17 protein-coding genes are annotated in these 25,284 nt (G+C 49.6%); 7 read left to right on the top strand and 10 right to left on the bottom strand.

What is annotated here, in order from left to right; all coding sequences use genetic code 11:
* Nucleotides 1-76: 76 nt before the first annotated feature.
* A complete protein-coding gene (locus AB5Y98_RS16595; protein ID WP_368232295.1) occupies nucleotides 77-1,408 on the top strand; it encodes an ATP-binding protein in 1,332 nt (443 codons plus the stop codon).
* 110 nt (nucleotides 1,409-1,518) lie between these two features.
* Nucleotides 1,519-1,764, top strand: coding sequence for a hypothetical protein (locus tag AB5Y98_RS16590; protein WP_005299713.1), 246 nt, complete (start codon nucleotides 1,519-1,521; stop codon nucleotides 1,762-1,764).
* 91 nt (nucleotides 1,765-1,855) lie between these two features.
* Here the strand turns inward: AB5Y98_RS16590 and AB5Y98_RS16585 are convergent, their stop codons facing one another.
* Nucleotides 1,856-2,605, bottom strand: coding sequence for a class I SAM-dependent methyltransferase (locus AB5Y98_RS16585; protein ID WP_368232294.1), 750 nt, complete (start codon nucleotides 2,603-2,605; stop codon nucleotides 1,856-1,858).
* 459 nt (nucleotides 2,606-3,064) lie between these two features.
* Between AB5Y98_RS16585 and AB5Y98_RS16580 the strand changes: the two genes are divergently transcribed.
* Nucleotides 3,065-4,606 carry an arylsulfatase gene (locus AB5Y98_RS16580; RefSeq protein ID WP_117404154.1) on the top strand — a complete coding sequence of 514 codons (1,542 nt, stop codon included), beginning with the start codon at nucleotides 3,065-3,067 and terminating at the stop codon, nucleotides 4,604-4,606.
* Nucleotides 4,607-4,718: 112 nt separating this feature from the next.
* Nucleotides 4,719-6,017 (top strand): anaerobic sulfatase maturase, encoded by a 1,299-nt coding sequence (locus AB5Y98_RS16575; RefSeq protein ID WP_368232293.1) that lies wholly within the window; start codon nucleotides 4,719-4,721, stop codon nucleotides 6,015-6,017.
* Between the two features lie 610 nt (nucleotides 6,018-6,627).
* Here the strand turns inward: AB5Y98_RS16575 and AB5Y98_RS16570 are convergent.
* Nucleotides 6,628-7,260, bottom strand: coding sequence for a tetracycline resistance transcriptional repressor TetR(E) (locus tag AB5Y98_RS16570; RefSeq protein WP_011899269.1), 633 nt, complete (start codon nucleotides 7,258-7,260; stop codon nucleotides 6,628-6,630).
* An 80-nt stretch (nucleotides 7,261-7,340) separates the two neighbouring features.
* On the opposite strand from AB5Y98_RS16570, the gene tet(E) reads away from it, so the two are divergent.
* Together tet(E) and AB5Y98_RS16560 are read left to right on the top strand one after the other, a co-directional pair.
* Complete coding sequence (gene tet(E) / locus AB5Y98_RS16565) at nucleotides 7,341-8,558, top strand: tetracycline efflux MFS transporter Tet(E) (RefSeq protein ID WP_011899270.1); 1,218 nt, start codon at nucleotides 7,341-7,343, stop codon at nucleotides 8,556-8,558.
* An 887-nt stretch (nucleotides 8,559-9,445) separates the two neighbouring features.
* Nucleotides 9,446-9,943, top strand: coding sequence for an antitoxin Xre/MbcA/ParS toxin-binding domain-containing protein (locus AB5Y98_RS16560; protein WP_307772448.1), 498 nt, complete (start codon nucleotides 9,446-9,448; stop codon nucleotides 9,941-9,943).
* Between the two features lie 210 nt (nucleotides 9,944-10,153).
* On the opposite strand, the gene AB5Y98_RS16555 is transcribed toward AB5Y98_RS16560, so the two are convergent.
* From AB5Y98_RS16555 to AB5Y98_RS16530, 6 genes are read right to left on the bottom strand one after another with little or no spacing between them, the layout of a single operon-like run.
* Nucleotides 10,154-10,453, bottom strand: coding sequence for a hypothetical protein (locus tag AB5Y98_RS16555; RefSeq protein ID WP_024941359.1), 300 nt, complete (start codon nucleotides 10,451-10,453; stop codon nucleotides 10,154-10,156).
* 60 nt (nucleotides 10,454-10,513) lie between these two features.
* On the bottom strand, nucleotides 10,514-12,136 hold the full coding sequence (locus AB5Y98_RS16550) for a TnsD family Tn7-like transposition protein (RefSeq protein ID WP_235655439.1): 1,623 nt from the start codon (nucleotides 12,134-12,136) through the stop codon (nucleotides 10,514-10,516).
* A 3-nt stretch (nucleotides 12,137-12,139) separates the two neighbouring features.
* Nucleotides 12,140-13,099 (bottom strand): TniQ family protein, encoded by a 960-nt coding sequence (locus tag AB5Y98_RS16545; RefSeq protein WP_103251530.1) that lies wholly within the window; start codon nucleotides 13,097-13,099, stop codon nucleotides 12,140-12,142.
* On the bottom strand, nucleotides 13,096-14,535 hold the full coding sequence (locus AB5Y98_RS16540) for an AAA family ATPase (protein WP_077097817.1): 1,440 nt from the start codon (nucleotides 14,533-14,535) through the stop codon (nucleotides 13,096-13,098). Before AB5Y98_RS16540 ends, AB5Y98_RS16545 begins: the two co-directional genes overlap by 4 nt.
* A 2-nt stretch (nucleotides 14,536-14,537) precedes the next feature.
* A complete protein-coding gene (locus AB5Y98_RS16535; protein ID WP_103251529.1) occupies nucleotides 14,538-16,694 on the bottom strand; it encodes a transposase in 2,157 nt (718 codons plus the stop codon).
* Nucleotides 16,684-17,556, bottom strand: a complete 873-nt coding sequence (locus AB5Y98_RS16530) for a TnsA endonuclease N-terminal domain-containing protein (RefSeq protein WP_103251528.1) — start codon at nucleotides 17,554-17,556, stop codon at nucleotides 16,684-16,686. The genes AB5Y98_RS16535 and AB5Y98_RS16530 overlap by 11 nt, the downstream gene beginning before the upstream one ends.
* Nucleotides 17,557-18,063: 507 nt before the next feature.
* Between AB5Y98_RS16530 and AB5Y98_RS16525 the strand changes: the two genes are divergently transcribed.
* Nucleotides 18,064-19,089 carry an IS481 family transposase gene (locus tag AB5Y98_RS16525; protein WP_103251527.1) on the top strand — a complete coding sequence of 342 codons (1,026 nt, stop codon included), beginning with the start codon at nucleotides 18,064-18,066 and terminating at the stop codon, nucleotides 19,087-19,089.
* Nucleotides 19,090-19,229: 140 nt separating this feature from the next.
* Here AB5Y98_RS16525 and AB5Y98_RS16520 read toward each other — a convergent pair whose 3' ends face one another.
* On the bottom strand, nucleotides 19,230-21,104 hold the full coding sequence (locus AB5Y98_RS16520) for a hypothetical protein (protein WP_103251526.1): 1,875 nt from the start codon (nucleotides 21,102-21,104) through the stop codon (nucleotides 19,230-19,232).
* Nucleotides 21,097-25,194: a hypothetical protein gene (locus AB5Y98_RS16515; protein ID WP_162628372.1), complete on the bottom strand. Its 4,098-nt coding sequence runs from the start codon at nucleotides 25,192-25,194 to the stop codon at nucleotides 21,097-21,099. The genes AB5Y98_RS16520 and AB5Y98_RS16515 overlap by 8 nt, the downstream gene beginning before the upstream one ends.
* Between the last annotated feature and the right edge of the window lie 90 nt (nucleotides 25,195-25,284).

Genomic DNA, 25,284 nt, shown 5'->3' with positions numbered 1-25,284 from the left:
ACGCAGGGCCCGCGCCGGACAACTAGAATGGGAATACAGTCCACTCACCCCAGCCCCAGCAAACAGGAACGCCTTCATGTCTGCGAGCCTATCCAAGTACCCGATCGCCCCCGAGTTCGAGATCCCGGACTCCCTGCGTCTCTCCTGGCAGAAGACCGTCAACCTGATGGCTGAGCTGTTTCACGTGCCGGCCGGGCTCATCATGCGGGTACACCCTCGCGAGATAGAAGTGTTCATCACCAGCCAGACGCCGGACAACTGCTATCCGGCCGGTGCCCGCGAACACCTCGACTCCGGCCTCTATTGCGAGCGGGTCATGGATACCCGCCAGGAGCTTCTGGTGCCCAATGCCTTCAAAGATCCCGAATGGCAGCACAATCCGGACATCAAAGTCGGCATGATCTCCTATTGCGGTCTGCCGCTCTGCTGGCCCGATGGCAGACTCTTCGGCACCATCTGCGTGCTGAGCCGGGAGGAGAACGACTACGGCGGCCTCTACCGGCAACTGCTCCTGCAGTTTCGTGATTCGGTGCAGCAGGGCATGCACACCCTCTACGACAATATTCGTCTGCAGGAGACGCAAGAAGAGCTGGAGCAGCACAAGTCGCAGTTGACCCACACCCTAGACAGTCTGAAAAAAACCCAGGAGGAGCTCATCCACACCGAAACCCTGGCGGCGCTGGGGGCCATGGTGGCCGGCATCTCCCATGAGCTGAACACCCCCATCGGCAACGCCCTGATCGCCACCACGGCCCTGCAGGAGCAAACCCGGCAGCTGGCCGCCCAGCTGGGGGCTCAGACTATCCGTCGCACCACGCTGGAGGAGTTTGTGCACGCCAGCCAGGAGATGAGCGAGCTGGCCCTGCAGGCCATCACCCAGTCGGCCAAGCTGATCAGCAGCTTCAAGCAGGTGGCCATCGAGCAGACCTCGGAGAGCCGGCGCAGCTTCGATCTCAGGCGTCTCATCGACGACAACCTGGCCAGCCTCAAGGCCGGCCCCGGGTTTGATCAGGTCGTACTGCACAATCTCATCGACGAGGAGCTGCTCTGCGACAGCTACCCGGGCCCCCTCAGCCAGGTGCTGCTCAACCTGCTCCACAACGCCCTCCTCCATGGCATCGGGGATCGCCAGGATGGACGCATCGAGATCCGGGCCCATCAGGACCAACAGTCCATCCACCTGGAGGTGCTGGACAACGGTCGCGGCATGGCGCCCAACGTACTGGCCCACATCTTCGATCCCTTCTTTACCACCACCCTGGGCAAGGGGGGCTCCGGACTGGGGCTCTCCATCTGCCGCCGCATCGCCACCTCGGTGCTGGGTGGTGGCCTGACGGCTCGCTCGGCGCCGGGCAAAGGCAGCTGCTTTACCCTCTCCTTTCCCCGCATCGCCCCTGGCCGCGTCTGAGGGGCAGAGCTCAGCCCCCTCTCGCAGAGTGAATCGAGTTGCGATGCCGGCCAACACAAGGGCGGCGGTGAGGTCTATCCTTGCTGATGTCCACCAGCGAGGTAATCAAGATGAAACCAGCCCTGTTTCTGTTAACCCTGCTCTTTACCGGCAGTGTGCTCGCCTTTCACTGTCCCGCCGACATGAAGAAGATTGACGATGCCCTGGCCAAGTCCCCGCCTCTGAGCACCGAGCAACTGGCACAGGTGAAGAAACTGCGTGCCGAAGGCGAAGCGCTGCACAATGCGGGCAAGCATCAGGAATCCGTCGATACCCTGGCCAAGGCGATGGCCATGTTGGGCCTGAACAAGGGTTAGCCCGGCGGCAACCCACTGGCAGCGAGCCGATTGCACTGCCCCCTTGCGGCCCCTCGTCCCTGATGCGAGGGGCCGCTTTTATCTGACCCGGCTACACCCGACCGCTGTAGAGCAGGGTGTTGTAATTGAAGGCAATCACACCGTTGACGGCGTGGCGCTCAAATTCCCGGGCAATCAGCGCTGTCAACTCGGTATGGGCCTGCGAACCGGCCACCGGGGCATAGGAGGAGGAGTTGAGCCGCCCCAGCACCCCGTCGAGATCGAACAGCTGACGGTTGGCGAAGCGCTCGAGCCGGTAATCTCCCTCGAAGAAGGCGGCAAAATCCGCCTCCCCCAGGTTGCGATGATTGACCTCCTCATAATCCCCCGAATAGGTGCGCAGCCCCGCCTCGTAGGCCTTGAGAAACGGGGTGTCAGTCAGCCTGTCGTTCCAGATAAGGGCCACTCTGCCACCTGGCTTTAGCAGCCGCCGACACTCCTGCTTGAAGGCGGGACGATCGAACCAGTGAAACGCCTGGGCCACCGTGACCAGATCCACACAGCCATCCGGCAGACCGGTGACCTCGGCCCGGCCGTCAGACCAGCCGACATTGGCAACCCCGGCCAGCAACTGCTGCGCCGCCCCGCGCATCTCCTGATTCGGCTCCACTGCCCAGACCCGCTCCACCCGGGGGGCCAGCAGCGCCGTCAGAATGCCGGTGCCCGCTCCTATGTCGGCCACCTGGCTAGCGGGTCCCATGGCCAGTTCATCGGCCAGAAAGTCCAGCATGGCCGGCGGGTAGCCGGGGCGGTATTTCACATAAGCCTCAACGCGAGCTGAAAATCGTTCGGTATTGTCCATTCCTCTCTCCTGCCATGTCGCCACCTGATGGCGTTGCTGCGCTGCTCGCCAGCGCCTCCATACCTATGCACCTCGTGGTCATCCGGTCGCCGCGGGCACAGACCCATGCCCCCCTTCTGAGCGGGCGGCACATCATCTATCTGACCAGATTGACCTGTCATGGCACCGGAATAAAGAGGCCTCTCACCCTTTCCCTGTCACGCACTGTTCGATCGCGCAGGTCTGCTCGGCGACATGAGATCGCCATCACACTCTGCACACGACACAACTGACATTCAGGTTATTAGTCGGCGGTTAAGTAATAAGCTGGGGGCTTGCCGCGTCATTCTTCGCATGGGGCCCCCGGGCTCAACGGGCCGCCGTGTCATGAATGCTCAAGTCGTTCGGCCAACGAGGTTTTTTTCTGAGCCTACACGGAGCGAAAAGATGCAACTAGGGAAAATATCGGCGGCGGTGAGCATGATCCTCTCTGCCGGCGTCATGGCAAAAACGGATAAACCGAACATAGTGGTCATCTTCGGTGACGACATCGGCTGGCAGAACGTCAGCGCCTATGGCATGGGCACCATGGGTTACACCACCCCCAACATCGACCGGATCGCCAAGGAGGGGATCAAGTTCACCGATCACTACGCCCAGCCGAGTTCGACGGCGGGCCGCGCCGCCTTCCTGACCGGCCAGTACCCCATTCGTTCCGGCATGACGACGGTGGCCATGCCAGGTGGCGCCCTGGGCCTGAAGAAAGAGTCCCCGTCTCTGGCCGAAGTGCTCAAAGCCGTCGGCTACAAGACCGGCCAGTTCGGCAAGAACCACCTGGGGGATCACAACTTTGCCCTGCCGACCGTCCACGGCTTCGACGAATTCTTTGGCAACCTCTATCACCTCAATACCCAGGAAGAACACGAGCAACGGGATTACCAGAATTTTGCCAAGCAGTATTCAGGCTCGCTCGAGGCGTACAGCAAGAAGTTCGGTACCCGCGGCGTCCTGCACTGCTATGCCACCGAGACCGAAGACAAGACGGTCGACCCACGTTTCGGCGAAGTCGGCAAACAGAAGTGCACCGATACCGGCCCGCTGGGTCAGGAGCGGATGAAGGAGTTCGACCGCGCCGAGATGATCCCGGCCGCCCTCAAGTTCATCGACGGCTCGATCAAGGAAGACAAGCCCTTCTTCACCTGGGTCAACACCAGCCGCATGCATCTCTATACCCGTCTCAACGACAAGTGGCGCTACGCAGCCGAGCAGTACACCAGCGAATACGACTACCATGGCAGCGGCATGATGCAGCACGACAGCGACATCGGCTATCTGCTCGACGAGCTGGAAAAACGGGGGCTGAAAGAGAACACCATCGTCATCTATACCACCGACAACGGTCCGGAACACTCCTCCTGGCCTTATGGCGCCACCACGCCGTTTCGCGGCGAGAAGATGACCACCTATGAAGGGGGCGTCCGGGTGCCCATGATGGCGCGCTGGCCGGCCCAGATCCCGGCGGGTGGCGTGCTCAACGGTATCCAGGGTCACCAGGATCTCTTTACCACCCTGGCGGCGGCTGCTGGCGTTCCTGACGTCAGCAAGAAGATGATGGACGAGAAGAAACAGTACATAGATGGCGTCAACAACCTCGCCTACTGGGAAGGCAAGAGCAAGGAGTCGGCTCGCGACTCCATCTTCTACTACTTCGAGGACAAGCTCTCTGCGGTGCGAGTCGGCCCCTGGAAGTTCCACTTCGCGGTGGCCGAAAACTACTATGACAACCTCACCCCGCTCTCCAAGCCCAAGCTCTACAACCTGAGAGCCGATCCGTTCGAGAGTTACGACTCCGTCGATGCCAACGGCCACTTGTTGCAGAAGATGTCCTGGATGCTGGCACCGGTCAGCGAGATGGTCGGCGAGCACGTCAACACCCTGGTCAAGTATCCGCCGGTTCAGGGGAGTACCACCTTCGACATGGCCAAGGTCATTCAGGAAGCCATGCAGAAAACTCAGCAGTAAACCACGCGGCGGAGGGTTATCCCTCCGCCATCTTCTTCATGCGGCAGAGCTGGGCACCTCGTCAGGCACCCACCCCGGACCGACCTCGCCCGCCGCCACCAGCAGAGTAACGATGAACAAGATCCGGACCCGTGACACCACGCACCTGGACGTCACCCCGCTCAAAACCGCCAGCCGTGACAGCAGCGGCGCCTATGCCCGCCGCTTCCACGTCATGGCAAAACCGGGGGGCTCCAAGTGCAACATCGATTGCCAATATTGCTTCTACCTGCACAAGGAAGAGCTGCTCCATCAACCGAGACAACCCAGGATGGATGAAGAGACGCTGGCTACCTTCATCCGCAGCTACATAGAGGGGCAGGATGGCGACGAGATCGTCTTCTCCTGGCAGGGCGGTGAACCGACCCTGCTCGGCATCGACTACTTTCGCCGGATAGTGGTGCTGCAGCAACAGCATTGCCCGCCCGGGGTCAGCATCCGCAACGACCTGCAGACCAACGGCATCCTGCTCAATGACGAGTGGTGCCGGTTTCTCAAGGAGCACGGCTTTCTGGTCGGCCTCTCCATCGACGGGCCCCGCGCACTGCACGACAAATACCGGGTGACCCGCAGCGGCAAACCCACCTTCGATCTGGTGATGGCGGCGGCCGCGCTGCTGCGCCAGCATCAGGTTCCCTTCAATGCCCTGACCGTCATCAACCGGCACAATGCAAAATATCCCCTTGAGGTGTATCGCTTTCTGACCCGGGAGCTGGGGGCCAGCTACATCCAGTTCACCCCCTGCGTCGAGGCCAGCGACTTCAAACGCACGGCCCCGCAATTCTGGAACGACAGCATGCTGCCCCTGGTCGGCAGTGAGATGAGCAAACCCGGCCACCCCATGTCGATCGTCACGGACTGGTCGGTGGATCCCGATGACTGGGGCACCTTTCTGGCAACCGTGTTCGAGGAGTGGGTCAACAACGACCTGGGGCGCGTACTGGTCAATCTGTTCGAAACCGCCGTGGCCCAGACCATGGGATACCCCTCCCAGCTCTGCGTCACCGCCGAGTTTTGCGGCAAGGCGCTGGCCATCGAGCACGATGGCAGCGTCTTCTCCTGCGATCACTTCGTCTATCCGGAGTACCGGCTGGGGGATATCAAACAACGCCCCTTGAGCCATATGGCCTTCTCCACCCGCCAGGAGGCCTTTGGCATGTCCAAGCGGGACAGCCTGCCCGAATATTGCCGCCAATGCCCCTACCTGACGCTCTGCTGGGGCGAATGCCCCAAGAATCGTCTGATCAGGGCCCCGGATGGCGAGCTTGGCCTGAACTACCTCTGCCCCGGGATCAAGCACTTCTTCGACTACGCCGCCCCCATACTGGCAGGCATAGCCCAGGTGTTGACGACGCAGCAGCAGGGCAGATAAGCCGGCAGGCCCCGGTTCCGGGTCTGCCAAATGCCCATAAAAAAATCCGAAACCCGCCAACGGGTTTCGGATTTTGACACCTTGATAGCTCTGCTCAGCCCTATTGCCCGACCAGGCCCTGCCGATACAGGGCCTTTTTTACCAGGTCATTGTTTGCCAGGTCATGCTGAGCACCTGATCACAACCATTTAAGTTGGAAACTGGCAGATCAAAGTATTCAATGAGTTAACGATACCAAATGTGACATTTAAGTTGGAAACTCAAAAGTAATACTACATCTGCTCCGTGAGCAAACAGGACATTTAAGTTGGAAAACAGGCTCTATTTGACGTGATGGGGAGGGTGCGAACAAATCCTTGACACGAGATCATCAGATTTTCTTAGTACCATGGATGAGAACCAACGTGAGCCATCAACTGACCTTCGCTGACTACGAGTTCAATGGCAAACACCGCCAGACCCGCAAAGAAATCCCCCTTTTGTTCGGATCTCCCTAATTTATCAAAGGCTATGCACATACACATTTTCAAGAATACTTGTCGCGTGAAAAATAAAAATCACTGGCGATAGATTTAAAATTACTACCGTTAGCACTGCCCCATAGACAGCATCATTTATTATTACCCTGGATGGACATATATTTTTCATCTAATTGTGCAGAGAATCCAACTATTAATGATTTCAGCCCGAAATGGAAGGCCGTTTCAGCAGTGGTTCTCGTCTGAACATTAAATGCCTCCTGTAATAATGGTGGCACAGCGTCCATCACTGTATTGTATTCTGTCGGGTTTGTGGCTTGCTCTTCCAATACTGCACCCAGCGTAAAATGGCTGATAGATTGCAGAATGAAAAGAGCCTCCTCGACCGAAAACCCTGCATCGCATAGACAGCGTAGTTGCGCCTCTGCTTGTTCAAACTGGGGGGGCGTAGGAGAGGTCCCTATGTGCAATCGGGCTCCATCACGATGGACCAATAATGCTTTACGGAAACTCAGAGCATTTTCCTGGAGAAACTGCTGCCAACTCTCAGTCGGTAACGGTACTGAACGGGTGTGATGCTTCGCCAGTATTGCCTCTGAAAGCATGTTCATAAGGGTCTGCTTGTTGCGCACGTGCCAATACAGAGTCGGTTGCTCAATTTTGAGGGACTGCGCCAGCTTACGCGTAGTCAGGCCCTCTAGCCCTTCTCTGTCCAGCAGGGTGAGCGCCATTGAAATTACGTCGTCCAAGCTTAGTCGTGCCATCACTATCTCCTTTCGCTGTTGACAATCTATCACTGATAGAGTTACTTTTCAAACCCTATCACCGATAGAGAGCGTTAACTATGAACCGCACTGTGATGATGGCACTGGTCATCATTTTTTTAGATGCCATAGGGATTGGCATAATTATGCCTGTCTTACCGGCGTTATTACGGGAGTTTGTTGGAAAGGCTAATGTTGCGGAGAACTACGGTGTTTTATTGGCGCTGTATGCAATGATGCAAGTGATTTTTGCCCCTCTTCTCGGCCGCTGGTCAGATCGCATAGGTCGTCGCCCTGTATTATTACTTTCACTTTTAGGTGCAACACTGGACTACGCATTAATGGCAACAGCCAGCGTAGTGTGGGTGTTGTATCTGGGACGCTTAATTGCTGGTATTACCGGTGCGACTGGAGCTGTTGCAGCCTCAACAATTGCCGATGTCACACCTGAGGAATCCAGGACACATTGGTTTGGTATGATGGGTGCCTGTTTTGGTGGCGGTATGATTGCTGGACCAGTCATTGGTGGTTTTGCAGGTCAACTTTCGGTACAGGCACCGTTTATGTTCGCTGCTGCCATTAACGGGCTGGCATTTCTGGTCTCCCTATTCATTTTACATGAGACCCATAATGCTAATCAGGTTAGTGACGAGATAAAGAATGAAACAATCAATGAAACCACATCCTCCATACGCGAGATGATCTCCCCATTATCGGGATTGCTAGTTGTCTTTTTCATCATTCAATTGATTGGCCAAATCCCTGCAACATTATGGGTTTTATTCGGAGAAGAGCGCTTCGCATGGGATGGCGTAATGGTCGGTGTTTCATTGGCTGTGTTTGGGCTTACACACGCTCTGTTTCAAGGACTTGCTGCTGGTTTTATCGCTAAACATTTGGGAGAACAGAGAGCTATCGTGGTTGGCATCTTGGCTGATGGCTGTGGCCTACTTTTATTGGCAGTCATTACGCAAAGCTGGATGGTTTGGCCAGTTGTGCTGTTACTCGCTTGTGGTGGCATAACTCTTCCCGCTTTGCAGGGAATTATATCTGTTCGTGTCGGTCAGGTAGCACAGGGACAATTGCAAGGGTTGCTGACCAGTTTGACACACCTCACGGGTGTAATCGGTCCACTTATTTTTGCATTTTTGTATAGTGCAACCCACGAATCTTGGAATGGTTGGGTGTGGATAGTTGGATGCGGATTGTATGTAGTTGCACTGACTATACTGAGGTTTTTCTATCCCGGCAGGGCAGTCCACCCGAAAAATCAGAGCAATTCACAGCCATTTCTTTAAATGGTAATGGTAACTGAATGCCCCCAATTCCTAGACGTGAAACCGACCGTTGCACAGCATCAGAAATTGTGAATGTAACACATTGGACTACTACGAGAACCTACAATGCAAGCCATATTATTTGAGTAGTATTAACGCTACTCCATAACGACTGTCGCCATACTGAAAGTATGGTAAACAGAATAAAGAACTGTCCTCCACAATTGCAAGCCACCATGCCAATCTGTCAGCGCATAATGCCCATTATGTTGAATGGCAGAGTTCGCTTAGCAAAATGGTCGCTTCGCAGCCAAATAGTAATGTAGCGCCACTTTTACACCCTCTGTCGAAGCTCGGTAGGGCCTGATCGGGATGAAAGTTTAAGACAAATCGCTGGTGAGTTTGACTCAGCGAGGTGGCCGCTCTGGTTTGCCACAAGAAAGGCCGCCAAGCGGGCATTTTGATCGGTTTAGCGCAATGACCCACTCGCCACCGGCAGACGATAGTCCTGCTCGGGCGAGATGCCAGGCGGCAAAGCGGAAACTAGACGAAAACTTTCGTCATCAGATGACACCTCTCATAGGTTGGCACACGCCTGTGCGGCCTCTCTACCCCTGGGGCCATGGCAGCTCTGGAGGATTGAATGTTTATAGGTTGTAGGGCCGCGCATAGACTGATTCTATTCGCAGCAATAGTCGCCAGAAAGGGAACAGATTGAGCGCACAATGGTTGTCATATGGATACCATCAACTGATTGGTGCACACTTGTGTTGAACGATAACTGAGCCAATCGGGGTTGGCCAACTTAAAGTATTGATTTATATATAATTACATCATGATGTCAATTTTGTAGCCAACGGCTTGCGAAATGCCCCAAACTAGATGATGACCCAATGAACTCCTGAGTGATGATTCGCATTGGGCTGCCATCAACAACCCCCAGACGGAGGCGCAGACTCATAATGACTCATGTAGAGCAATCTCCCACAACCAGCAATCTATCTGTTCTGGAGTCGCTCGGTCTACCACGTAACTGGCTAGCCGCCCATCAGCACATAGTGTCTGGTGTATCTCCTGAGATCGTCGTCAAACTGAGCTCGCTATTGGGGTCTAATACCCGAACAATTTGCCAGATGATTGGCATTAGCCGAGACACACTGAATCGCCAAATCAAACGGGGCAATCGCTTATCGACAGCTCAGGGAGATCGCGTCTACTGGGTTGCCTTAGCAGTGGACGCAGCCATATCCCTACACCGGGGAGATACTGCTAAAACGATGAGCTGGCTCACCCGCTCTGCGTGGGGATTGGGTGGTGAAAAACCGGCCGATGTGATTACTACGCCTATGGGAGCGCAGGCAGTTATCGATCTTGTCGGCCGGATTAGGCATGGCATCCCCTGCTGATTAAGGGTCATACCATAAAGAACAAACAATAGGCTCATTTGGTGAGCCGATCACCCCGACCAATCGGCTCATTTGATGAGCCGATAACCTCGACCAATCGGTTCACTTGATGAGCCGATCACCTCGACCAACCGACTCACTTGATGAGCCGATGACCTCGACCAATCGACTCACTTGATGAGCCGATCAACACAACCACTCAAATCGTGGTTAGATAAGCTCTCGATTGCCTTCAATTTTCCCAAATTGATCAGGGTCTGCGGGTTGATAATCATCCGAAAACATATTCATCAACCGATGCTCCTGTCTCAGGTTGGCCAGCGCCCCAAAAAAGCAGCCTTCACATAGGTGTACCTGATATCGTTCACCATCGTGCTGCGAACCATAACCCCAGCAAGCTTCCAGCGTGCCGAATTCCTGCGTACCGAGCGATTTAGTAGTACTAGCACCACAGACATCGCACAAAATATCGACGACCTGTGTGGTAGGAACGATTGCTTCGACCTTCATGGCAATACTCCTCGTTGTGATGCCTGATATCAGAACCTGTATAGGTATCGACGGCGAGCATCAGGGCATAGGATGTTGAGCGGCATACGCCGCAACCAGCCGCACAGCCAATGCGTAACTGAGCGGTAGACGTGTTTTGTATTTCCTCAGGCAGTCTGGCCTATCGACTGCCCGTTCCAATGCAGATAGCGAACTTGCCTGCTCGGCCAGCAGCCCCAGTTGCTCAGCCAGTTTCCTATCCCGTTCTTCCCAATCCACACTGGGATGGTGAACTGCTCGCTTGGCGGCAGGTAACTGTTGATACAACCAAGCACGATCATGTTTATAGAGCCAAGTAAATGCGGTTCTACACACCTGTTCGACACAGCCTCGACTGACATCGGCATGCTGTGCCAAATATGCAGCCACCGTTACACGGTGCTCACGTAGACGGTTGACCCTTTTCAAATGCCGTCGCCAGTCAGAAAGCCCTTGGTGGCTCTGAATAATGGCTTCGACCGCCCCGACAGAAACGCCATGACTGTGCGCGATCTGCTGCCGTGCTCCCCCCATGAACGCCTGACGCCATATTCCCCGCTCAACCTCCACAGTGATGCGCTTGGCACGGTGGTCAACAGGTTGGTGGTGTCGCAGCGCGAGTTGCTTGATATAGCCGACACTGTATCCAGTCTGGCGGGCGATCTGCCGCATGGGGGTCTGTTCTGCCAGCAGCCTTAACACCGCTTGCTCGGCGGCTTGCCTGTCACTCGGAGAAGAGGCAGGCTCCGGCATCACGTGTGGCTCCTCGATGGAAAAGAATTCTGCTGGGCTGCGGCTCACAAACGCCATCAATACCGCGTGTTTTAGGTAGTGGTGGTTACGATTTCCGTGAACCAGAGCCGAGATGTACTGATAACTGGCCAGGCCCACTGGCACCATGGGGGCAGAGCCGGTAAACAGGCTCCGCCAGAACGCACTCAGAGCCTTCAACAGGGCCTGACTGCGGAGATGACCTTGGGCTGTCAAATAGCCCTGCTGTCCCAGCCATCGCCGATAATACTCAGCTGGTGATGCCACTGGCGACTGGACGCACAGATACCGATGCAGCTCGGTGATAAATGAAGAAAGGTAGATTTCTTGCTCGGACGGCAACGATTGCTCATAGCGCATGGCGGGATCGGGCAAGAGCAGTCGCCGATCGATACCTCCCGCGCTGGCCGCCAGGGTTTGCAAACGCAGCGTATGCCTGATACAGGCGGTCACTCCATACAGTTGATGCTCTGTATGCCAATATCCGGCCCCAAACGTCTGTTCATCCTCCAGCAGGCAACTAGGACACCATTTCAGGCAAACTACACCAAAGGCGAGTTTGCTGGCGGCTTGTCCTGACAGGGCCATTATTCCCCTCCCCTCACCCAGCATGGCGGCAGCCAGGGCGTGGACTTGGTGCTTATTGTTCAGCGTCAGGGCGAACAATGGGAAACCCGTGCCATGGTGCAGCAGGTATTGCGGATCCACCCCCGCCGCCTGGGCAGCCGCCTCAATATGCCCTGGTAATGCCGGATGCAACCGAACAGCAGGACAGTGGAATAGCTGGTTACAAAAATGGTTTCGATCACTGTAGGCCGAATGAACAAAATACTGGCTGACCCAGCTGTAGGCCGACTCGCCAGGAATATAGGTGGGGATCACCGAGGTCAACACCGATCACCCCTCAGATCCCAAGAGCCCCACCAGATCGACGCCTGCATGCTGCAACATCATTAGATGGGCCAGAGGGTGCAACGGATCTCGGGCTGACTTCTCATGGTAGCCCCGTGCATTGCGCAGCTGTGGGGGTAATTGCCATACCTGACCTGGCCCCCCACTATTGGTGAAATACGCAGTAAGTGCCAGGGGATCACATTGCGAGTCCATCTGCTGAAACCACGCATTGATCGTTTTGATACTTTTGACCGTGCGCATCTCCTCGCCCGAGATGCCCATCGAATCAGTCACCAGCTGAGTTAGCGCACACAGGGTGAGAGCACTCGCGGACTGGGCTAATGCCAGCGACGCCAACTCAATCTCTTTCATCCGCTCGGAAAAATGACCATCGTATCCCCCCATCCAGTGCCCACAATGGGGGCAGAGGCCCTCGTATGGTGGGATCAGTTGTTCCGACAATAATTTGGCAGAAAAACCACAGCCTGCGCAGTGACCAGACAAACCGCATTGATGCCGATAACAATGGAACACTCCTGGTAGTTGATGATCTCGGTGGTAGTAGGGCATACCATGGAGCTCATAATCCTCGGCAATACAGTCTGCGCACCAGCGCCAATATTGGTGTTGTACATTGTGCAGGCCAGTCACCCGTAACCGAAGCTGAGAACGGCCCGCCAATGCTGATGCCACTATCCTCTGCTCATCCGGAGTCAAAAAAGAAGCTAAATAATTGCCGACAGAGTGATCCTGCCACGCACGTTGAACGTGTCGGGCCCGAAATTGGGTATCGAGGACAGGATCGTCGGGATGACATAAACGATGGGGACGGATTTGTGGGCTGCTCAGCCCCAGCACCTGGGCCGTTGCAGTAAACGTCCCGTGCGTGCTCAGCACATGCATCCGGCCAACTACCGCCCCTAAATGCTCACCAGGTAGCAACTCCAGCCGATGGAGGATCATTTCCACGACCCCTTATCTACAGAGTAACCGAGTTGCCCCAGCAATGAATCCGGGGATAATTGCTCTAAAGTTTTTAGCTTCTTTTCCTCTGTTTTTGGCAGCTTTTTGGTGATTTTAACCTCGCCTTGCAGCAGGATTTCTCCTTCTGCTGAATATGCGTCTCCATCAACAACCTGACTATTTCCCACTGATTCGAGCAGTAACATCGGCGATAAGTCCTCAAATTGGTAGTAATCACCTTTACGCAGAGCACTCAACGCAGGCTGGAGGATTTTAAATTCGCGATTGAAACATAGGTCCAATGCTGCGATCGAGAGATCTTGATCTGTTGGTTTCAGCAGGGTTAGATATGATAGCGTGGCGCGAACTAGACTGGTTGCAATAGCCGGGATACCGGCACTCAAATAATGTATATGTTGGCGTAACACATCCTCTGATGTTTTCTGGTTTTTCAGAAATCTGGTTTGACATATCAGGCGGATAAAACGCAGCCAAAATGAGCTATTTATATCGCAGCTTACCAACTGCATAAATCCATTTTTAGTTGCTCGGCGGGTTAGCGTCATTTCGCTATCAAACAATTTCATCGTGGCCAATGTTCCGACAAACATCAACGGGATCCCCACTCGATTTAATAGTTCCTCTAGGAATTTCATGGTCGTTTTCTCGTTGTTACTGATCACTTCATTCTTGGCAGACCTGGCCAGGTTCTGCGCTTCATCAAGGATCAGCAAACCAACCCCATGGCCGATAAACGATTTTTGCACTACCGAAATCAACTCATTAACAGAGCGGTTCCTATGGGTATGGCTATAACTCTCACCAGTGACAGCGTCGAGTGATTCTAACAAGTTCAGCAAAAGTGCTTTTTGGCCACGGCGATCATGAATTTCAATGTACAGATAGGTCACCTGCACTCGACTCACAATAATTTCGTGACCATGCAGGTCCGTATAGCGATCATGCTCTATCGTTTGTGGTATCTGTTGGCAAATTTGCCTAACCATCGTGCTCTTCCCACGTCCGCTGAGCCCTAGCAGTAACAGGCTATACTGAACAGACAAGCCAAGACTCAGTACATGAGAGGCTTTCCATGGCTCGGCTTTGTCACGATCAATTGCAGCTAATATCCGGCGCACATCTGCCCCCACTGGATTGCGTCGAGTATACCCGGCCTCGATCATTCGTCGTATTTGGTCATATAAACGGTACGCCTCATCTGGAGAGGTATACACGTCCGCCAGTTGATCTATGGCTGTGCGGATAAAATATGAATGCAGCGATTCATCCACCCCTGCAAGATCCAGATCACACTGAAAAGGGATCTCACAGTTCGCATAAAATTGTGCCGTTGAGAGCGGCAAGCCAAGCCCCTCGATATAGGGGTTTCCCCGATATTTTGAATTGGGATGTGGGTAATATTGAGGTGCGGCCATGACTATTTCTCCTGAACTGTAAATATTGTCGGATCAGCAAGGTTCTGACTGGGTGTTTTTTTAATATAATTATCTTGCTGACATGTATTTCTTAAATCAGCAGCAATAGCCATTTCCTCATGATGACGTTGCAAGTTCCCTTCGACCTGTTTATGGCTTTTCATTCCTGACTGTATATTTTTTGCAGTGGATTTTTTCAGTCCACGATTAGTTTTTCGAATTACCTCATCACATTCGCGAAAGTCCATTTCTAACACTGCGCGAGCATTGAATCTCTTCTCATCCAACGCAGCCAATTGTTGTTTAACAATATACAGGCGATGCATGACATTTGCCCAAACCTGATTCCGATATGCCTCACTGCGATCTGTCAGCTCAACCTGATAGACCTCATCACTATCCTCAGTTTTAAACCAAAGATGATTAGTACATGTATCTATGTACCTGACTTTGATTTTGAAACGTCCGAGATTTTTCGCCTGATCCAGCCACTGCATTCGAACAATTTCATTACTGCTATAGTAAAGGCCTCGAAAAAATATCCCATCAGCACGCACCGTAGCCTCATCCTCTGGCAACAGCGCAAATCGCAGGCGGTCTATGGGAACAGGCCTCACCATCACTGAATTTTTCAGACCCCAGTTCCATACATCACGAGGAGTAAAACCAACCCCATCACGTGACATTTCTAGGTTGTGCGAGGTCACGCGCTGACGATGATTATTTGAATAGATAATGATATTAATGAGTCGATACATGAACTGTTCATACGTCAACAGGGGGCGACGAGATGCGTGCTGATCCTCCTTATGTGGATACTTAACCACCTTGCCTGCCTCGAACGGGATCGCTAAAGTCTGAATAATGTCGAAAGTTTTCTCCACTTGGCCTTTCATATCCCCGCGATGATAGGCATTAAAATTACCGACTGTGATACCAATGAGTCCGCGCAGCAGGCTGCAAATATTGGTATCAGTATTCTCAGAGCCCCGGTCGAACGTTAATTCACGACATGGTAAATTGCAGGGCCAGTCAGCCTCTTCGATCTCCACACCATACTGCCGACAAAACTCTCGCTTACTACTCATCGCATTGAATAATGCTTGACTTGCTCCATGCCAACAAGGCGAGTCGAAACCGACATGCAATCCAACAATCATACTGCTGGCGGTATCAACGACAAAATATATAACCGGTCTTCCAGTACTCAGTAGCTCATCGTTACTGTACGGGTAACGGATGTAAACATCGGCAATAGTACTGTCTATTTCATATCGTGACGTTGGCCCCCGCAGGCCGGCACGGGCAAGACCTGGTTTTCCTGCATGGTCACGGGAATAATTAATACTGCCTACTCGCTTTTTCAGGAACGTGAGATCACTGACGAACTTTTTCAGATGATATTTAAATATTCTTGGTGATATTAAATATTCCCTATGAAGTAACATTTTAATTGGTTCTGCTATGTCACAATCCTCAATGCCCTTCGGTAAAACATTGACACATTCATATTTCAAACAATAGTCAAAGTATAGCTCTGACAACCTCACTTCAGAGCCAGATTTAATAGATTTTGAAAAACGCTCAATTTGTATAATATCTCGCTGAGTAATGCCACGATATGGTGTACCATATCGAGTAATTGGGCCACTCTTGGTTGCTTTCTGACCCAATGGCACATCTGGTAGTTGAAAGTTGCTGCCACAATTAAAATAGTGTGGAAGCAATGAATTTGGAAAAGCTCCAAAAAAGAAATAACTATTCAATTGAGCGCAAATGTATTTCCTACTTCGGCCGGAATGTTCAATCAATGTTTTCAATATACCACTTGCATCACCATATAAATAGCGATGTAACAATTCAGGCTGACTAAGCAACGGACTAATTACAGCCAACCTCTCATTGCGAATCTTGATCCATTGAGGTTCTAGCTCACTATCAGAGGAAAATAAAACTTTTGGAAATTGATGTTCAGCCAGAGTCCACTCACCACTTTCAATATTAGACTCGACATTCTCGATTAATAGATTAGTCGGCCGTTTTGGTGGCCCATCTAATAATTCACTTACAGCTAACAACCCCATGTCATAACAAATAGAGACAATCAGAAACTCTGAACCACCATTTGTATTAGTGATCAGTTTCTGGTTAACTCGCATGGACCACCTCGTTGAATGGCACAGGCCTATACAACTCTAAACGTTGTGTAAGATCAACGATTATAACACCATGGTAAACTGCATATTGAAATACACATTTCACCTGCACGTCAGAAATATTCAACTCCTTGGCCACCAGCTGGATCAACACTAACAAGGTATTTGAGGGACGGGCAATCAGGTGATGTTTGATTCGTCCCAATATAATGAGGTATATGGCCTCAGATACCTGAATATACTCAGGCGTATCAAAACACTCACGTAGGAACTCCAGATTATATATATGTACTTTATCGAAGCTTTTTTCCGTTAACAGCACATGGTCAATATTTTGAGTACGCCAATATTCAATGGCAATTTTCTCCTTTGCCCTTGTACGATTAACAACACGGGGGGATGTTATTTCTGGATCCAGCGCATCAGAATATTTGAAGCTATATGGACTCAATATATGCTTCCCTGCCTCCGTTTGCCGAATAATGACAAAATCCTGAGTCATAGTTTTGGCTGGGATGCGGCCACCATAATTCGCCCGCTCTTTGTAATTACCAGGATGGACAATGTGCAGAGATGCCGCAATTTTGAGCGTTTCATGCAGTGGTAACGGATACTGTTCGAGAATGTCGATAACAGTTGGATCGCGTTCGAAATAGAAAAATGGTGCCCTCTCGCCACGACTCAGCAGATGATGCTCACGCCGAGTTTTGTGACTATACACAATCTGCCCCTGACCATAGGTATGGGACTGCCGCACCGTGACCCAGGGCCGATACCCCCGAGCCTGGATACTGCGGTTGTACCGTTCTGTTTTTGCGATCTCCGCATCGGTGACGATGGGCTGCTGAACCGTTTTTTGCTGCATGACTACTCCTACCTGACTTGCATACAACCTAGTAACTGGGCAGGGAGTCGTCAACCGCAATGGCGCACGTAAGACGTTGTTTTTACTTATTTATTTTTATAAATAATAACTATCGACGCTATCATGGCAAAAATGCCACACTCAACAAAATTTCATTTTTTATCTTAAAAAACATAGAGTTATAAAAAATCACATAAGCATACATAATCACGAATATTTATTTTTATAAATAATAAGCAAATATTTTTTATTCCTTTTTTGACATAAGAGGGTGGCGGATATAGAACATTATTCTGAGGCGATTGGTGATTCCGCTCAGAAAAAATGTCCATTTTGGGCTACAAAAGGCTCCATGCGAAGAGCAATCAATGCATCCATACCAAAAAATTCAGCCCGGCAAGGGTGGCCTGCCGGGCTGTGGGTGACTGACGAGCGGATAACTCACGTCAACAAGCGATTAGACATGCCATCCAGCTTCGCTTTGGTCTTTTCCCAACCGGGCATCACCTGACTCATCAACCGGTAAAACTCAGCCTGTTAGAGCTCGCCAAAGAGCTCAATAACGTCAGCAAAGCCTGCAAGCTCATCGGCTACAGCCGTCAGCAGTTCTACGAAATTCGCCGTAATTACCAGACCTATGGTGCCGAGGGATTGCTCGACAAATTGCCCGGCTGCAAAGGGGTTCATCCCAATCGGGTCGCTCCCGAGATTGAACAGGCCATCCTCGATTACTCCCTCACCAGACCAACCCATGGCCCACTGCGGGTCGCCCAAGAACTGGCTCTGCATGGTATCAACGTCAGTGCCGGTGGAGTGCGTGGCGTGTGGCAACGGCACGACTTGCTCTCCAAACACGACCGCTTGCTGCGCCTTGAGAAAACGCACCGTGAGCAGACCATTGAGCTCAATGACGAGCAAATTCGCCTGTTAGAGCGCTTCAGCCCCGAGTTTCGCGAACGTCAGATTGAGGTCCACTACACCGGGGAACTGGTGGCGGTCGATACCTTCTTCGTCGGCGCGCTCAAGGGGGTTGGTAAGGTGTATCTGCAAACAGTGCTGGACTGCTACAGTCGCCACGCCTGGGGGCTCTACACCAGCAAGCTGCCGGTGACCTCGGTCCATGTGCTCAATGAAACGGTACTGCCGTTTTTCGAAGCCCACGAGGCACTGATCTATACCATCTTGTCGGACAACGGGCGTGAGTTCTGTGGACGACCTGACCACCATCCCTACGAGCTGTTCCTGCAACTGGAGGGGATTGAGCACCGGACAACCAAGGTACGCAGGCCGCAGCGCAACGGCTTTATCGAGCGACTGCATCGCACACTGCTGGATGAACACTTCCGTATCAAGGGGAGGACGACCTGGTATGAGTCGGTAGAACAGATGCAGGCAGACCAGGATAGCTACCTGGAGCACTACAACACCCAGCGGTCACATCAAGGCAGGATGATGGAGGGTCAACCCCCCTACAACATGTTCAAGAAGAGTCTGAAATTGATACCGAAGGAAGTGCGCACTAAAATAGCGTAAACAAGACACCGGTTTGAGGCCGGTGTCAGGTGATAACTAGATCTGTACATACCAATAGAGGCTTATGATCTCACATCAAGGACTTATTCGCTCTTTCCCTAACCTTCCCTTAATGTCAGGACACCAGTTGATAATACAAATTATTTTCTACTCAGCATCTTAAATATGTCTAGAGCCTTTGAACAGGTGTGATACAAATAAGGTTCCAAGATGCAAAGCCTTTCGAGCATTGCCTCTATTCTAAAAATTGCATCATCACTGATTGGCAGATATGCTAATTCTGTACACCATTGCCCTATATATTCAGCCCAGTCATTCTTATCCTCAAAGGCAGCTCCTGCGACTAAACCTAATGAAAGATAGTTTTCGGGCTCAGAGTCCACATCAATATAGTCCCGATATAGACGACTTAAAATCACTACCGACGCAGAAAGTTTTCTGCTTCTAGTCAGACAAGAAACTTGCGCTAACCCGTTCAGCACCTGATAGACTGAATCTTTATCGTTTACCGAGGATAACTTATGCTGTGCGCTTTCTAATAGCGAAACTGTATGTTCCAAATATTTTTCATCAATTTTCCAGAAAGGCGCTGAATTCATCAAAACTTTGAACGATGCTAATGAAACATTAGCGCCGACTTGCTTATCAAGCAAATTAAATATTTCTCTCGGCACATCAGCTGGAATAGAGTTACCTTCCAACGGTCCAGGTAAAAACGAATTCATATTGAGTCGAGAACCAGTCATAAGCTCTTCTTGCAGACATTCAGCGATCTCGAATTCACCAACTTCTTGACATACATTATATACCCGCCCATAAATCTCATTAATGAATTGATCTGCTGTCAAGTACGTTGGTAACCATCTTGGCTCCTCTAGTAGATCAATAAAATTTTGACAGTAAAAATAAAGCCCTCTCTGTTGAGCCGCCCATTGCTCTACTTTGTCAAAGGTAACATTTTCTTCCAGTGCAGCTTCAACAATTAAGGCTGACTGGGCAAGTGAAGCGAGACGCCGGTAGAATGGTGGCATACTGCGAAATATCTGAAGTCGCGCCAGTTCACCATCGACGAAAACAGCCATCGAGCAAAAAAGACGTAGATTTTCTAATGTTTTTACAGCCGACACACTCTCAAAAAGAGCTTTAAGAGTCGCATCTAATGAATTTGCGAATTTCAAAATACCGATTTCAAGGCAAGATATCAAAAGTATCGGATGACTGCTTTCAATTGCTCGCTTTGCTATTGACTGATACGAATCTTCGTCAACGAGCCTAGTTGAAATGACTTTTGATATTGACTTATGCATACAAAGCAATAAATTATTTTCAGTTACTCCACCTTCTATTCTACCTTCGAGGTACTGCTTGAGTTCATTATTACAGAACTCCTCAATGTTTTTACTCCCGCTGTACTTACCCACAAGCCGTTCATAATAACAAATTTCATTTGGGACCAGTGTTGAAACACTATTTGATGGTCCTTGAAACTCATTCTTTAACACACCTTTAATGTGGGCTGGTGATAAATCCAAATCAAGCAACAAGTCAGATACATCATCATCACTTACTGCCTCCATTGAGAGAACTGCTCTCCAGTACTCAAACTCCTCTTTCGAAAGGCAACTCTTCTTCGCTACTGTCTCAAATATACTTAACCGTCTGTCGATATCTCCCAAAAGCGGCCAAAAACTATTATTAAGTATCTGCACATCACCTTTGGTTAAAGAAAATGCTGAACTTTCTTCTGGAATATTTCGTAGAAACCAAACATTGCGATTAATATCCTCTAAGGAGGACTCTTCCTCGACATTGTCAAAAGTACTGCGAATAGCTTTAAAGAGAGCGGTTCTGGAAAATGCGACTTCTTTATCACCAAAACTAATCGTGACATCTGTTACTAGCTCTAGTTCTTCCAACAACTTACTATCAGATAATAGTTCCTCTCTCACCAAACTGGGGAATAAATTGAGAGTGTGCGAAACCATATAAGCTCGCACTGAATATGAGTTAGTCATAAACCTCTTCCTCCAGTATCGATTTCTGAGCGATACTTTTAACCTCCGACTTCATCGAATCAATTACAGTCTTAAAGCTCCACGGGTCATTATCCTTTAGCGGCCCCAAAACAAACTCATCCAACCATGCTTTGTAGCCTTTCTTTTGCTCGTCTGATAAAGACTCCGGCGGAATCAACACTGAATTCACTTTAATAACCTCGCCTAAATAGGCCATACCTTCATCCCCTCTTATTTTATGAGCTTGGGCCCACTCCCTATAACCCATAAGCTCATATAGCCAGCAGGAGCTAGCGCGACTTAGTTCAGGTGAGATATCGGCGGTCCACTGAGTTTTTATTGCTTTTGCAATAGTCTTCATCGTCTCATGTAGCCACTGGGCATCTCTTGGGAGCTGAACCAGACCACTAATCCTGATCAAAAACAGATTTTCTCTTATCATTCTTAGCTGTTTAGTTGGTTTAAACTCACCATCAGACATAACGGAGTGATTTAGGTGATATTCAAGCTCTTCACTGGAAATGCTAACAATCTCTAACCCAAACTCCCGAAGTAATGTTCTGAATTCAAGCTTCTGAGCTTTAGAAATAAGTCCTTTATGGTGTAGCGTCTCGATAAAGTCTAATGATGTATAGATTGGTACTGTTCTTTCATCAAATGCAATATTTCGATGCTTATTCATAAATCGATCATCTATCAAAGCTGCATCGCATATTTTTAGCGCCTCAAAAAGCTCTTCTGTTGGCTTGGCATAATTGTTCTCAGAAGCAGCTACTTGGTCTTTTTTTAAAGGTATTTCAGCGAGTGTAACTTTCCCAGATGTAAGCCCATTAAAAAACAACTTTCTTATACTTTCTATTTTCGAATCTGCCTGCTCGACAACTGAACCGTAGTTTATCAGCGTTCTATATCTATCACGCTCGCCCTTAAATACATACACTTCGAATCCGGCTTCGCTAAGTCTATCAAGCATATCAACGGTAATCAGGTAGGTAATTGACAGTGAATCGAGAAATAATCGTGCTCCACTGACCACTTCAAGATCGACAGGCCATTCTTTTTCGTGCTGGCTAAGATAATTTAAGGCTTTAACACACTGAAATTCAGTGATTACGGCTAGATCTTTGAGTTTTTTTATTAATTGGGAACATGAAGTCAGACTGTGATGAAATAAAGAAAGGTCAGCTTCCACCTCTCTAAAGGTGCCTCCTGCCTTATATACAGGGTAGGAACACACGACCACAGATTGCGACTCATTCGCAGGATTCTCACGCACCTCTTCTAGCATAAACGCAAGCTCTTCACCTACATCTAGTGCCAGCTCAGGATTATTAATTTTCTTAGGATGAAAAACGGAAATTTTGCCATCAGTAACAAGCCGCTCAAAATACTTTGCCTTTTCAATTTGGCTCGGCTGATGAAAAGCAACTTTCTGCTTCTCTTCAAAAAGCCATCGCATAAAAGAATGCGGGATAACTATTTTTTCAAAACAATCAAACAGATGGGTTAATATCCCAATATTTTCCATCACCAAAGCACTGGAAGCATCGACTACAATTGTATTACCAACAATGACCTGATCCAACCTTACACCATGAAATAGCGGAATTACATTTTTCCGCCTTATATCTTTAGCCTTTTTATTTTCAAATGGCTGGATCAGATAAAAATCAGACATTGTCTTATTCAATAGTTCCGCCACTGTAAAAATGGGTGCATCGCCATCTAAATAGGCTTTATAGACCCTCTCATTTTTCTCTCTAGCCTCGGACACCATCTCCCTTACATCTTCGAATGAAGCCCTTCGCAATGGACCGTTGTCATTAGAGAGATCTATTGCCTTATTGAGCCATGCTGATGTTTCTTGATTGTCCTCCGTGCCCATTGTTGTAGCGATGAAGTATGATGATGCTAGCACTTGAGGATCATCCATATATTTTCCTGTACAGAAATCTAAAATTTGCCTTGCTCTCCGTGGAGAAATTGCTTTAGCTAACTGGGCAGCTTGTAAAAGGTCATTGGCCTTTAACTCATCCCGATTATTCCAGCAATCTTCCACAAAAATGCTAAGAGACTCCCAGTCACCACCAAATATAGATAGATTGATCTCAAGAGTTTTAAGATCAGTCTGTTGCGACTTATACTGCTTCAATCGAACAATCTGTTCATGAGCACCGATTAAGTCTCCTTTTCTAAAAAGAGACCAAGCCCAATGGGCTTGCAGCCTCTCGCTTCTTTTTACAAGATCTATCTTATCTAATAAAAACTGATGAAGTTCAGCAAACCGCCCCAATAAACAGGCCGCATTACAGACTCTGATAGCATCAGTTTCCTGGCCTGTACGGTAAAAAAGATCTCGGCAGTATGAGTAGTATTTACTACCTCGATTTGTCCTTTCTAACAAATTTACCAAATGAGCAAGATCACTTGTATCTTCACTTTGTTGATATTGACTTATAGCTAATGCAACTGGGTCAGCCCCCTTAACTGATTCGATGATATTTTGCAACTTTCTGACATCAGCATCTGACGCTCCAGAATTCCCGACCTTCTGTAAAAGCTGTTGTGCATCATCGACCAACCCTGACTTCGCTAATGCCTCTATCTCTAGCATACTAATTGCACTGGAATTAACGGCGGCTTCCATTTGAGTTCTGTGGCGGTTAATATAATCCACTGCTGCCGATATTGGCTTTTGTACCTGTGCCAATACAAATCTGGCTAAACCAAGAGTTGCATCATTCTCTGGACTTAGTGCTGTTTGTCTATTTACTTCCTTTTCTATCGCATCAAAATCGATTTCAATTCCAAAAGCAAATGCCAATGACAAATTCTCAAGTGTTTTCTGAGTGTAACTAACAAAGTAGCTCTCAAGTTCTAAAATTGCTTGTTCGTGTGTTTCACTGTTTCTAAGCTGTAACCACAGCACATATTTATCTGATATATTAGCGACATCTTCAGCACCGAGGTGCCTTGCCTGACCTGAACAACATTTGAATAGTTCGACAGCTCTATTTCTAAGCGCTGTCGATTCAGAATCATCTGCAAGTGGAAACTTATCTGCTGCTAAAGGAATAAAAGCCAACACGCTCTCGCGGAGTTCAACAGCCTTAATTGCATTTACCAAGAATGCAAACGCAGAAATCTGCGCCAGTGCTGGTGAAATATAAAATGATGCGTCGCCTATCGTCTGCGCCGAATCTAAAGCCTTTTCCCATTGATGCTCTATCAACAATGTAGAAACCAAAAAGACTTTGCCATCATTGTCTAAATCTTGAGAGCTTAATCCTGCACTTTCTAACCAGAGCAAAGCAGCGTCGTTTCCTTCTACTATTTTTTTAATCATAAAAAAGGCAGAATAATTTGAAGCCCCCCCTGCAAGCAAACCAGACGCCGCATCTACTCTGTTCAATTCAATAGCATCGATAAAGGCCTGTGCTATCGCAGCCTCCTCCGTTTGACACAATTTTTTAGAACATGATAGCCATTTTTTCGCTAGCTGAGCCCTTTCTCCTACACATAAGTATCTTGCAATTAGCGCTAGCGCCCTAGCTTTTACTTGAGGGGTGCCGCCGGACAGCTCTCCATCAATAATGCTTTCTGCTAAAGCAATCGATTTCTCTTCCTTAGGAAAAGAACCGAAAAATCTCAGCAAGGTAATTTCGTGGGCAAGTTTTTCTATTCTTTCGTCTTGAAGATGCTGAGCGGTAAATCCGGCCCCCCTCATCTGATCAACTATCAAATCCGCTGTTTGTTTTGGATGATTTTTAACGGTATCCAGTAGCTTTTTTTCACTTTCCTGGCGCATTGATTTAATTTGAAGCCACACTTCAATAAAATAAATAAAAATACTTAGACCAATTAACACCCACCCGGTTATAAACATTGGAGTTGATATTGGCCCACTATATTCTGGGAAGAATTTTTGGTTACTCAAAAGCCAATTTAAAATATCTAGCCATAAAGGAGTGTTGAGAATGCCTACTCCTGCCAACAACAACGGTACACTTAGTGCTTTCGCTAATGAAGGTCTATATAGTGCAACTAAAAATTTTATGTTTTTTCGCACAACATCCCAATCAATATTCATGTTGTTCTAAACCCTCTCTGAAGGTGGAGTTTCCTTATCAAATGGCTTGGATATCTGCGCCGTTTCGGTATTGGTTGGTAGCGTCACCTC

The sequence above is a fragment of the Aeromonas sp. s3 genome (assembly GCF_040907805.1).
GTDB lineage: Bacteria > Pseudomonadota > Gammaproteobacteria > Enterobacterales > Aeromonadaceae > Aeromonas > Aeromonas dhakensis.
Note: the sequence above shows the minus strand (reverse complement) of the source record. Positions and strands in the feature narration are given on the sequence as shown.

Bases quoted from the DNA above. Each gene is read 5' to 3' on its own strand.
- AB5Y98_RS16595 (WP_368232295.1), top strand. From the start codon at position 77: ATGTCTGCGAGCCTATCCAAGTACCCGATCGCCCCCGAGTTCGAGATC.
- AB5Y98_RS16590 (WP_005299713.1), top strand. From the start codon at position 1,519: ATGAAACCAGCCCTGTTTCTGTTAACCCTGCTCTTTACCGGCAGTGTG.
- AB5Y98_RS16585 (WP_368232294.1), bottom strand. From the start codon at position 2,605: ATGGACAATACCGAACGATTTTCAGCTCGCGTTGAGGCTTATGTGAAA.
- AB5Y98_RS16580 (WP_117404154.1), top strand. From the start codon at position 3,065: ATGATCCTCTCTGCCGGCGTCATGGCAAAAACGGATAAACCGAACATA.
- AB5Y98_RS16575 (WP_368232293.1), top strand. From the start codon at position 4,719: ATGAACAAGATCCGGACCCGTGACACCACGCACCTGGACGTCACCCCG.
- AB5Y98_RS16570 (WP_011899269.1), bottom strand. From the start codon at position 7,260: ATGGCACGACTAAGCTTGGACGACGTAATTTCAATGGCGCTCACCCTG.
- AB5Y98_RS16560 (WP_307772448.1), top strand. From the start codon at position 9,446: ATGATTCGCATTGGGCTGCCATCAACAACCCCCAGACGGAGGCGCAGA.
- AB5Y98_RS16555 (WP_024941359.1), bottom strand. From the start codon at position 10,453: ATGAAGGTCGAAGCAATCGTTCCTACCACACAGGTCGTCGATATTTTG.
- AB5Y98_RS16545 (WP_103251530.1), bottom strand. From the start codon at position 13,099: ATGATCCTCCATCGGCTGGAGTTGCTACCTGGTGAGCATTTAGGGGCG.
- AB5Y98_RS16540 (WP_077097817.1), bottom strand. From the start codon at position 14,535: ATGGCCGCACCTCAATATTACCCACATCCCAATTCAAAATATCGGGGA.
- AB5Y98_RS16535 (WP_103251529.1), bottom strand. From the start codon at position 16,694: ATGCGAGTTAACCAGAAACTGATCACTAATACAAATGGTGGTTCAGAG.
- AB5Y98_RS16530 (WP_103251528.1), bottom strand. From the start codon at position 17,556: ATGCAGCAAAAAACGGTTCAGCAGCCCATCGTCACCGATGCGGAGATC.
- AB5Y98_RS16520 (WP_103251526.1), bottom strand. From the start codon at position 21,104: ATGACTAACTCATATTCAGTGCGAGCTTATATGGTTTCGCACACTCTC.
- AB5Y98_RS16515 (WP_162628372.1), bottom strand. From the start codon at position 25,194: ATGAATATTGATTGGGATGTTGTGCGAAAAAACATAAAATTTTTAGTT.